General features: G+C 57.4%; 2 protein-coding genes. Both read right to left on the bottom strand.

Annotated elements, in window-relative coordinates:
• Window positions 1-14 precede the first annotated feature (14 nt).
• Entirely contained in the window at window positions 15-215 is a 201-nt protein-coding gene (locus NKJ94_RS37440; protein WP_352532807.1) for a DUF2905 domain-containing protein, read from the bottom strand.
• 292 nt (window positions 216-507) lie between these two features.
• On the bottom strand, window positions 508-799 hold a 292-nt coding region (locus NKJ94_RS37435), incomplete at its 5' end, for a hypothetical protein (RefSeq protein ID WP_352532805.1).

Below are 799 nucleotides of genomic sequence, written 5' to 3'. Positions count from 1 at the left end.
GCTCGCCGTCCTCGCTATCGGTTGAGTAGCCACAGAACAAACGAAAGCACGATGCTGATCAGAATCCCAGTGCCGATCGGAGCGTAAAACGTGAAGTTCTCACGTTGGATCACGATGTCACCGGGCAATTTGCCCGGACCGACCCGCGACAACCAGGGCCACAATAGGCCTATGGCAACTATAATCAGACCAACGACAATCAGAGTTCTGGACATGGCGGCATCCGGCCGGGAATATAGTGGCTGACCATGAACGTTGCGATAGTGGTCATTCGTCGCCTCAAGCCGATCCGCTCAATTTGCAACTCCGCGGATTGCCGTGACAAAGCTCCCTTTCCCCCGGCTTGGAAGTGCTTAGCTGTCGTCCTTATAAGACTTGGCGGCTTCATCGATCTTACGTTTCCGTGCCGCCGCACAAGCTCTCGCGCCTGGGCTGGCGATACACTTTGCGTTTCGACGATGTGGTTCACTTCCGTCTCCTCGCCTTTCAGGGGACGCGAACGAGGGCTCATTGGCCGTCTGGCCGCTGGGTTTTTTGCATCTCGTCTGGGCATGAATGGACCTCTCCTGGAGCAGAATAAACGGTCTGGCGCGGCGAAGGTTTCGCCACGCTAGCTCGTTGAGCAGTTTCACCGATCGCCTCATTGGCTTCCCCTTGCGGCTCTGACCATACGTTCTGGTGTTCTTGGACCCAAATGAGCGCACAAGCTGGTTCGTGCCGGGAAAGACTGCCGCGCGGCGCATCCAGCGCTGGCTTGCGCAAGAGGCGGATCTGCGAGTAGCACACGATGACGGCAAGG

Origin of the sequence: Mesorhizobium sp. M0060 (assembly GCF_040323155.1) — a bacterium.
Lineage (GTDB): Bacteria > Pseudomonadota > Alphaproteobacteria > Rhizobiales > Rhizobiaceae > Mesorhizobium.
This window is presented reverse-complemented; position numbering and strand designations above follow the sequence as displayed.

Excerpts from the sequence above, each read along its gene's own strand:
- NKJ94_RS37440 (WP_352532807.1), bottom strand. The coding sequence starts at position 215 with ATGTCCAGAACTCTGATTGTCGTTGGTCTGATTATAGTTGCCATAGGC.